Origin of the sequence: Salinivibrio socompensis S35, from assembly GCF_000513715.1 — a bacterium.
In the GTDB taxonomy this organism is placed as follows: Bacteria; Pseudomonadota; Gammaproteobacteria; order Enterobacterales; family Vibrionaceae; genus Salinivibrio; species Salinivibrio socompensis.
The window spans coordinates 1-9630 of the sequence record NZ_AQOD01000153.1; the positions used below are offsets into that span (position 1 = coordinate 1).

The 9630-nt window shown below is 48.0% G+C and carries 8 protein-coding genes and 2 pseudogenes; 2 read left to right on the plus strand and 8 right to left on the minus strand.

Translation table 11 applies throughout. The features are described from left to right. The coding region (locus tag DZ54_RS0115050; protein ID WP_037354799.1) for a S16 family serine protease at positions 1–659 on the plus strand (659 nt) is incomplete at its 5' end. A 68-nt stretch (positions 660–727) separates the two neighbouring features. After that, a complete protein-coding gene (fabA, locus tag DZ54_RS0115055) occupies positions 728–1243 on the plus strand; it encodes a bifunctional 3-hydroxydecanoyl-ACP dehydratase/trans-2-decenoyl-ACP isomerase (protein ID WP_037354796.1) in 516 nt (171 codons plus the stop codon). A gap of 205 nt (positions 1244–1448) precedes the next feature. Here the strand turns inward: fabA and rmf are convergent, their stop codons facing one another. From rmf to DZ54_RS0115085, 8 genes and pseudogenes are all read right to left on the minus strand, one after another. Beyond that, positions 1449–1619: a ribosome modulation factor gene (rmf, locus tag DZ54_RS24375; RefSeq protein ID WP_081721686.1), complete on the minus strand. Its 171-nt coding sequence runs from the start codon at positions 1617–1619 to the stop codon at positions 1449–1451. Between the two features lie 180 nt (positions 1620–1799). Then, positions 1800–3725, minus strand: a complete 1926-nt coding sequence (gene uup, locus DZ54_RS0115060; RefSeq protein WP_025674962.1) for an ATP-binding cassette ATPase Uup — start codon at positions 3723–3725, stop codon at positions 1800–1802. Further along, positions 3712–3966 carry a glutaredoxin family protein gene (locus DZ54_RS0115065; protein WP_025674963.1) on the minus strand — a complete coding sequence of 85 codons (255 nt, stop codon included), beginning with the start codon at positions 3964–3966 and terminating at the stop codon, positions 3712–3714. The genes uup and DZ54_RS0115065 overlap by 14 nt, the downstream gene beginning before the upstream one ends. Continuing rightward, positions 3963–6094, minus strand: a pseudogene (gene rlmKL, locus DZ54_RS22280) (bifunctional 23S rRNA (guanine(2069)-N(7))-methyltransferase RlmK/23S rRNA (guanine(2445)-N(2))-methyltransferase RlmL). Before rlmKL ends, DZ54_RS0115065 begins: the two are co-directional and overlap by 4 nt. A gap of 646 nt (positions 6095–6740) precedes the next feature. Then, on the minus strand, positions 6741–7055 hold the full coding sequence (locus DZ54_RS27200) for a cell division protein ZapC domain-containing protein (protein WP_338057071.1): 315 nt from the start codon (positions 7053–7055) through the stop codon (positions 6741–6743). A 36-nt stretch (positions 7056–7091) separates the two neighbouring features. Beyond that, positions 7092–7297: pseudogene (locus tag DZ54_RS27205) on the minus strand (cell division protein ZapC); the annotation flags it as partial. 139 nt (positions 7298–7436) lie between these two features. Next, entirely contained in the window at positions 7437–8450 is a 1014-nt protein-coding gene (pyrD, locus tag DZ54_RS0115080; protein ID WP_025674965.1) for a quinone-dependent dihydroorotate dehydrogenase, read from the minus strand. A gap of 66 nt (positions 8451–8516) precedes the next feature. Further along, positions 8517–9464 carry an NAD-glutamate dehydrogenase domain-containing protein gene (locus DZ54_RS0115085; RefSeq protein ID WP_240474039.1) on the minus strand — a complete coding sequence of 316 codons (948 nt, stop codon included), beginning with the start codon at positions 9462–9464 and terminating at the stop codon, positions 8517–8519. Positions 9465–9630: the final 166 nt, after the last annotated feature.

Sequence of the window (9630 nt, forward strand, 5' to 3'; positions counted from 1 at the left end):
GGAGAGCGGCTCGGATATCATGTGTGGTGCACTCTGGTGATGGTGATATTGCCGATGTTGAGCGCAAAGCGGAATTAGCAGGTAATATTCACGCCAAAGGCATGATGATTATGCAAGCCTTTGTGAGCGTGGCCCTGAACCTCGATGATCCCCTGCCTTACTCTGCGTCGATTGTATTTGAACAATCTTACAGCGAGGTAGATGGGGACAGTGCGTCACTGGCTGAACTCTGTGCATTTGTGAGTGCCCTTTCTCAACAGCCGATCAATCAAGCTATTGCGATAACAGGCGCGGTTGATCAATTTGGTCGTGTTCAGGCAGTTGGTGGAATCAACGAGAAAATTGAGGGTTACTATCAAGTTTGCGCGCACCGAGGGCTCACGGGCCAGCAAGGTGTGGTGTTGCCGAAAACCAACCTGTCATCCCTTTGTTTACGCAATGACGTGGTTGAAGCCATCAGAGCGGGTCAATTTCATATTTGGGCGGTTGATGATGTCGAGCAGGCTCTGCCTCTTGTGACAGGTCTCCCATTCTCAGGAGAAGAAGAAGAGACATTACTAAGAAAAATATCTAATCGAATAAATCATTTTCATACTGATGAAAAACAAAGCTGCAACAGTTTGTTTAAACGCGTAAAAAACTGGTTTGGCCAGTACTGATCCGAGTTGTTTGGCGTACACGTGTACGCTAAACTGCTCGCAATTGAATAAGGAGCAGTTTAGATATAATGAAACGCCAAAATTCTTATAATCGCGATGATTTACTCGCATCGAGCCAAGGTGAGCTTTTTGGTCCAGGACGTCCACAGCTTCCTGCACCCAACATGCTGATGATGGACCGCATCACCAACATTACGGATCAAGGTGGTGACTTTGATAAAGGCATAATTATCGCAGAATTGGATATTAGCCCCGATCTGTGGTTTTTCGACTGTCACTTCCCTGGTGATCCTGTCATGCCTGGCTGTCTGGGTTTAGATGCGATGTGGCAGCTAGTTGGCTTTTTCTTAGGCTGGATAGGCGGTGAAGGTAAAGGACGAGCCCTCGGCGTGGGCGAAGTAAAATTTACAGGTCAAGTCCTCCCGACCGCTAAACGCGTTCGTTATGAGATTCATATGAAGCGTGTGATTAACCGTAAACTTGTAATGGGTGTCGGTGATGGTCATGTCTTTGTCGATGATAAAGAGATTTACGTTGCTAAAGACTTAAAAGTCGGTCTTTTCCAAGATACGTCTGCATTCTAAGCGTCTCAACAAAGCCGGTGCCCTCTCACCGGCTTTATTTTTCTATGACCCGTTGTTAGCCTAACTTCTTTTAGAAAGGGATAAGTTAAATATTACTCTTAGAAGGTAATTCATCAAATTACCCTATTACTATAAAGTTATAGTGCATTAAGGGGTGTTTAAAAGGCCTTATCAAGTGATAAGGCCAACATATTACCGAAATGGACTACTTCATCATCTCTGATTTGCTGGTTCTGCCTTCGCGCCATCCGCCAAGCCAGTGACTTCTTGCATCAGTTTGTTGGTAAGGACATATCTCAGACGATCGACCGTTTATCCCCGCTTGAAAGCCTTTTGACTGCGCGCGTTCCAAACGATCTCGCTTCTGTCTTTTCATAGGGTCGCCCTCTTTATTCCATCTTGTTCAATGCTGCACTTGCTGTTTGCAAGAATGCTCCCGTCCATGACGTTTTTGTGAAGCATCAACTACAGCTTCGATCATGAAGATTCTTTAATCAAGCAATATCGAAGCTGCACAAGACAAATTGTGAGTCATCCCCACCTTGAAGTGACGCTGTCACTCGCTTTCTTGTTGCATCGCCTCTAACGCTTCCCAGCGTTCAAAAGCTTGCTCAAGCTGGTGTTCGACCTCTGCCAATCGAGTCAGTTTAGGCTGAGTAACTTCCTGACTTTTCGAGAAGAAATCAGGAGCATTCATCTCCGATTGTAAGGTTTCAATTTCGCTTTCTAGTGCTTCAAGTTGCGCCGGCAAGCCCTCCAACTCACGTTGTAATTTATACGAGAGCTTCTTCGGCTTGCTTTTCGGTTTTGCCGTCTTTTGTTCCGTATCAACATTGCGGTTCGATGCGGCCCCTGCCTTATCATTTTGCGTGATCGCTTTGAGGTTTTGTTCACGTTGTTGCTGCGCATCGTGATAGCCACCTACAAACTTATTGATCGAGCCATCCCCTTCAAATATCCAGCTGTGTGTTACGGTATTATCGACAAACTGTCGATCGTGGCTGACTAACAATAAGGTACCCTGGAACTGAGAGAGTAAATCTTCTAGTAACTCTAAGGTTTCAATATCCAGATCGTTCGTCGGCTCATCGAGCACCAACAGATTCGCGGGTTTAAGGAACAGTTTGGCCAGCAGCAGTCGATTTTTCTCTCCCCCAGAGAGCGCTTTTACTGGGGTTTGCGCACGTCGCGGATGGAACAAGAAATCTTGCAGATAGCCCATCACATGGCGCTTACGCCCACCGACATCAACTTCTGTTTTCCCGCCTGCTAAGTTATCAATCACGGTCTTTTCGGGATCAAGCTTTTCGCGGTATTGGTCAAAGTAGGCCACATCCAGCTTAGTGCCAACATGTAACGTGCCACTGTCAGGCGTTAGTGTCTCTAGCATCAGTTTCAACAGTGTACTTTTTCCGCATCCATTAGGACCGATAAGCGCGATGCGATCACCACGCATCACCGTGAAGCTCAATGGCTTAATTAACGGCGTATCTTGATAGGTAAAGGTGACGTTCTCAGCTTCAAATACAATTTTGCCTGAACGCGTCGCATCGTCTAGTTGCAGGTTTGCGTTACCTTGTAACTCTACACGGTTAGCACGCTCTTGGCGTAACGCTTTCAGTTCCCGCACTCTTCCCTCATTACGAGTACGACGTGCTTTAATCCCTTGGCGAATCCATGATTCCTCTTGAGCCAGCTTTTTGTCGAATTCGGCGTTTTGCTCAGCTTCAACCCGTAGCGCCTCTTCTTTGCCATCAAGGTATGCTTGATAGTTACCCGGCCAGGATGTCAGCTTGCCGCGATCTAAATCGACAATTCGCGTCGCCATGGCACCGATAAATGAGCGATCGTGTGAGATAAATACAATCGCGCCTCGAAAGTCTTTCAAAAATTGCTCTAGCCAAAGAATGGTCGATACATCGAGATGGTTCGTCGGCTCGTCAAGGAGCAAGACATCGGGTTCACACACCAACGCACGAGCTAATGCCGCTTTACGCTGCCAGCCACCTGACAAGGCATTGAGTGCCGTATTGCCATCTAGACCGAGGGCACCAAGGACCACCATAATTTGGTTGTCAAAGCGCCAAGCATCGGCATGATCTAGCGCTTCTTGTACCTTGGCCAGCTCGGCGATGTTGCGATCACTTGGATCCGTTTCGATCGTGGCGATCAGTTGATGGTATTGCTTGAGCTTATCCCCCGCTTCCGCAAGCCCTTCTGCGACATAGTCGAACACAGAGCCCGGACTATCTCGAGGTGGATCTTGCTCAAGTCGTGAAACTTTAAGTTCAGATTGGCTCTGAATGCTGCCATCATCGAGCTGCACTTGTCCGTCGATGACCTTCATCAAGGTAGACTTGCCTGCGCCGTTGCGTCCAACCAAACACACACGTTCTCCGGGCTGAAGAATGAAGTCTGTTTTGTCCAATAATGGATTGTCGCCATACGCTAACTGCGCAGCGGTAATTTTAATTAATGCCATGTTGCGATAACCAAGCTTGTAGTTGTGTATGATCAAACGGCCACCCTAACTCTGCGCTCACCGCTCCCGCTTGATTGCATACTGCAATCACAGGAATAGTGACACCGTAACGCTCAAACAGCGTATCGTTAAAGGCAATGTCTTGAGTTTCAAGTGGCGTTTGATAACCGAGTGATTGATAGAGAGACCAGGCTTGCTCACACAGATGGCACCCTTCTGTACTAAATAATACGAGTGTCATGCCACCACGTCCTGATGCCGAATAATCCAGCAATTGTGTATATGAGGGTTACGCGCAAAGTCTTCTGGAATCGAGCGCTTGCTAATATTCTCTGCGTTGAGGCCAGCGTCAGCCAAACGATCAAGGTCCATTTTAAAGTGACGCTTGTTGTTAGAGAAAATAATTTCACCTTCTGGACGTAAGCGGGCTTTTAGGGCCAGTAATACATCAATATGATCGCGTTGGACATCAAAGGTTGTCTGCATCCGCTTCGAGTTAGAGAAAGTTGGCGGATCGACAAAAATCAGATCGAATTGCTTGTCAGATTGCGCTATCCACTTCAAACAGTCGGCCTGTTCAAATTGATGCTGACGCCCTACCATCCCGTTGAGTTTCATATTGCGTTCTGCCCACGCAATATACGTTTTTGACATATCTACCGTTATAGTTGATCGCGCGCCACCGACCGCAGCGTGCACCGACGCGCTTCCCGTGTAGGCAAAAAGGTTTAGCACATCTTTCCCAGCCGCTTTCTCGCCGATCAGGCGACGCGTGTAGCATGATCCAGAAATAAGCCGGTGTCGAGGTAATCATAAAGATTGACCTCAAGTGTTACACCGTATTCCTGCACTGTCATGGTATGCGCGGCACCTGCCAGCTTTTGGTATTGATTATTCCCTTTTTGCTTCTCACGCGTTTTGAGAACCACTTTATTAGCATCGACGCCCGTGACAGCGATGGCCGCTCGCACCATATCAAGCAACCGGCGACGTGCCTTTTCTGGCTCGATCGTCTTTGGCGCCGCGTATTCTTGGATCACTAAAAAGTCGCGATAACGATCAATCGCCGCTTTGTAATCGGGTAAATCTGCATCATAGAGTCGATAACACTCAATGGCCTCTTTTTTAGCCCATTTATCCAATTTGGCCATATTTTTACGGAGTCGATTGGCAAAATCAGGGGCTACATCGACTGTCGGGGCCGCGTCTCCTGCCTCCTTCACGCCACGTGCGGTAATGGCATAGGTTTTCATCACACAATCAAGGGCCCCATTGCGTAGTGTAAACTTGTCATCGGCACGCATTCGCAGACAACTAAGCAGCTCGTCCGAACCAGAATATAAAGATACGGTATTCCCCGAAAAAGCGTGCTTAAGATGATCACCCAGCTGCGTGTACAACGCAATCAATCCAGGCGTAGTACCCAAGCGTTCACCATAAGGCGGGTTAGATATAATATGTCCGCCTGTGAAGTCTTCTGGCGGGATAACCTGAGTTGCGTCAGCCACATCAAATTCGATCAAATCCGCGACACCTGCTCGTCGAGCGTTCGCTCGGGCCGTCTCAATCATGCGCGCATCATTATCTGTCCCATAAAAACGCGTTTGGCATTGGCTTACGCCGCGTTTGGCTTTAACGCTCGCGTCTGCTTTGACTGATTTAAATACCTCAGCATCAAAGCCGAGCAGTGATTCAAAGCCCCAGCGTTGACGCTTGAGCCCAGGCGCGACGTTAGCAGCAATCATCGCCCCTTCAATCAAAAGCGTCCCTGAACCACACATGATATCCATCATGGGTTGTCCGCTTTGCCAACCACTGCGTAGCACCAACGCCGCCGCATGGGTTTCACGTAAGGGGGCTGCTCCAGCTTGGGTACGATAACCCCTTTGGTGTAAACCACTGCCAACCATATCAATACCGAGCACGCCTTGATCTTTCGATAGACGCATGTGAATACGCAAGTCAGGTTGCTCACGGTCAATACTTGGCCGTGGCAGATTGGCCTTTTCGAATTTATCGACAATCGCGTCTTTGACTTTCAAGGCACCATATTGGCTATTGCGAATTTCTCGATTGGTACCATTAAAGTCGACAGCTATCCGCTGGCTAGAATGGAAATGGTCCGGCCAATTAATTGCCGTTGCGCCAAGGTATAAGTCCATATCATCGCGCACCGCGAACTCACCCAGCACCAGCACAAACCGGGAGGCAATTCGACTCCATAGACAGCATTGATAAAGCGTGGCGTCGTCGGCTTTAAATTTAACACCGGCATGGACTTGCTTAAGGCTGGATGCGCCAAGTTGTTCAAGCTCCTGAGCCAACAAATGCTCGAGACCTCGAGCGGTTATAGCGAGATAGTGTTTCATTGAGTCTCTACACCCTCTGGGCGTGGTTGTCATAATGGCGCCGATTATACATCAATCTGGTCCGTCTCGTTGACCCAAGGAGAAACAATCTCCGTTGAATGGTGAATTAATCGCCGTCTTACTGTTTCCATATAGAATCAAAAATACCGCACCTATTATTTCCCACAGGAATCACTATCATCATTCATTTCTCTTTCCATGTTTCCTGATGGAAACGCGACCTGATGCAGCCTTATTTGTTCCTGGTTCGCGAGGATAAAAAACAATATGTAAGCATTCACTTTGCGTCTAGAAGTTATTTATTGGGCATTAGTAAATAACATGATGTTTGATTATTTCTCTTCAGGCATCGTTAGTGTACGCCAAAAACTGGTCTATACCAGAAGACAGTTTGAGAAAGAATGTTAGCCGTAAAACAGGAAAAAAGCGGTAATAGATTGCCGTTAGAGCGTGTAAAAAGTCGACCAAAGTGGCCCATTTCAGCCATTATTGGCGCGTGTTTTTTACTCAAACGTGAATAGAGATCACAGGTTTTATGCTCACCTGTTTGGTATAAGAAACATTAAATGCGAAAAGAAGGGGGTTGGCGAAGCGAAATCGTAGGGGCAAGTTGGATAAAAGAAAGCGTGGGCTGAGTGAAAGCCGCTCAGCCCACTAACGCAAAGCGACCTTTTTGGCTATCTGTTTGATGTTTAGGTTGCGATAGCCGGTCGTTCATTACTTTAATCGCACCACAAAACGCCATGGTTTTATTTGCGCTCAGTTCAAAATCGGCTTCGCGAGCGAGCATGCATAGCGAGGCTGAACCGGCGTTTTCTATAATAATAAATGGCGCCCTGTCTCCTGTTTGGCTTGTGAGCTCGACGATCTGCCCCCACTCAGGAGCGGCGATCGTTTCTTGTTGCGTCTCAAAAAACCAACTTTTCGGTAAAACAGGTTTGTGGAAGCGATGGGCTGCCACTGCGTTCAAAGCGAGCTCGGCCTGGCGAGGGCCGGAAAGTGCAAGCCGTGACAGAGGGTCTGTCAGGCACTGAAAAAGCGATGCGTCCTCAACTGAAAATGGGGATGGTCGAGAAACGCATCAGGGATGAGATGTTTGGCATTGATCGCCACGCGAAAAACCATGTCATGACCCAAGTCAAGCATCAGTGATGTCGATGCATCATCGAAATACCATCTCCATGCATTATTAGGTTTTAACATACTTCAGCTCCCGCGAAGACTCAAAAACTGGGGGTCTGGCGATACCAAGACTGCCATTGACTGAAGTGTAATGGGTTGAGGGCAAAAAAAAGGGGAAGGAAACCCTCCCCCTTTTCGCCTTAAGACTTTATTTTTTAAATTAAATATGACGAACGATTTTCTTCACTAAGCCTGGACCTTGATAAATGAGCCCTGAATAGAGTTGCACTAAATCGGCTCCGGCTTCCAACTTCTCACGTGCCGCTGTCACTGAGTCAATACCGCCAACACCAATGATCGGCATTGCACCATTGAGTGCGCGATGAAGTTGACGAATTACTTCCGTACTTTTCAGCTGTACTGGCCGACCACTTAACCCACCGGCTTCACGGTAGTGTGGCATCCCGTCCACCAGCGAACGCTCTAACGTCGTATTGGTCGCAATCACGCCATCAATGTTGTGACGAACTAAACTATCAGCGACGTGTTGGATCTCATCACAACTTAAGTCAGGTGCAATCTTCACCGTAAGGGGGACATATTTACCGTGTGTTTCGGCTAATTGCGCTTGTTCCTTTTTTAACGCACTGAGCAGTTCGTCAAAGGTGTCGCCATATTGCAAACTGCGTAACCCAGGTGTGTTTGGTGACGAAATGTTCACCGCAATATAATCGGCATGCGGATACACTTTTTGCATACAGGCGATGTAGTCATCAGTGCCCTGCTCAATGGGTGTGTCTTTGTTTTTTCCGATATTGATACCGAGTACGCCCGCGAAATTTTTCGCCCGTTTTACGTTTTCAACCAGCGCCTCTACGCCGTGATTATTAAACCCCATTCGGTTAATAATGCCCTCCGCCGCTTTAAGACGAAAGAGGCGCGGTTTGTCGTTACCTGATTGGGCGCGTGGCGTTACCGTTCCCACTTCGACGAAGCCAAACCCCATGGCGCCAAACGCTTCTATACACTCGCCATTTTTATCTAACCCTGCGGCTAAGCCAACCGGATTGGTAAAATGCAGTCCCATAACGGTGACGGGGCGAGGAGGAAGATGCTGAGAGTAAAGAAAGCGAAGTGGTGTGTGATGGTAACGGGAGAGCGTCTTGATGGTTGAGTCGTGTGCTTTTTCTGGATCGAGCTGAAAGATAGCCGGTCTGGCGAGGCGGTATAGCATTATCCCTCCTAATACAAAAGCCCCGTAATAAACGGGGCTAGATTATTGCGTTATTGGCGCGTTAATTCAATTTAAATTTAGTAACGACAATTCACGCAGCGCGACGGAGAACTTGGCAAATTCATGCACAGAGCCGACTTTAAACTCATCGACGATACTTTGCCAACGGCCCAAGATGACAGCATGATCATCCATCCACTGCGCCAGTCCTGTTTCTGCATCGTGTTGTGGATCCATCTCTGAGACAATGCTTGCGGTCAACATGCGTTGTTGCCAGTCAAGATCTTCACGGAACGATGCCCGAGCCAGCGCTTGCCAGTGATTATCAACCGGTTGGTTATTGATTTGCTTCAAGAACCAATGCAGTGACAGACGATCGCCCATTACATAGTACAAGCGCGCCACCAGCTCGAATGGCTTGTCGAGCTGTTCTGACACTTGGGCGAGATCCAATCCCGAGAACACGCTCGTCAGGCGACAGACTTTATTCGCAAGCACATCAGGTACGCCTATCTGTCGTAATGCATCCGCTTGTTGATCATGCTCTTTAATTTCACTTTCAACCAAATACTGATCTAAGTGCTCAACCAAGTTTTGCAACGCTGGACGATAAAAGCCGACCTGGGCAGCAATGCTTTCTCCTTTGCGTTTGTTCCGCAACATCCAACGGGTCGCGCGGCGTAACATCCGACGACAACGGTACAAAATGTCATACTGCACTGTGGCAGTCACATGATTGTCGAGCGCGCGGACGTCGTCAAATAACGCTTCAAAGCCAAACACATCTCTGGCAATGGCGTAAGATTTAGCAATGTCACTTATACTGGCGCCGGTCTCGTCTTGCATACGGGTGATAAAGTTAAACCCCATGTCATTCGACATTTGGTTCGCCAGTGCGGTAGCAATAATTTCACCACGCAGCGGATGTGACTCCATTTCGTCCCGATAGTGACGTTGTAACTCTTTAGGGAAGTAATGAGGGAGTAACTGCCCAAAATGGACATCCTGAGTCACATCATCAACACCAGTTGCTCTTTTAGGACCATTTTACCGTAGGCTACCAACACCGAAATCTCTAGGCGCCGTTAGGCCGGTGGCCGACGTAGGTTTCGCTCAGACAAGGTTTCATCATCTGGCAAATATTCGAGCGCACGATCTAGCTTCCCCTCTTTCTCTAGAT

Coding starts and splice junctions, on each gene's coding strand:
- pyrD (WP_025674965.1), bottom strand. CDS start 8,450: ATGCTATACCGCCTCGCCAGACCGGCTATCTTTCAGCTCGATCCAGAA.
- rmf (WP_081721686.1), bottom strand. CDS start 1,619: ATGAAAAGACAGAAGCGAGATCGTTTGGAACGCGCGCAGTCAAAAGGC.
- fabA (WP_037354796.1), top strand. CDS start 728: ATGAAACGCCAAAATTCTTATAATCGCGATGATTTACTCGCATCGAGC.
- DZ54_RS0115065 (WP_025674963.1), bottom strand. CDS start 3,966: ATGACACTCGTATTATTTAGTACAGAAGGGTGCCATCTGTGTGAGCAA.
- uup (WP_025674962.1), bottom strand. CDS start 3,725: ATGGCATTAATTAAAATTACCGCTGCGCAGTTAGCGTATGGCGACAAT.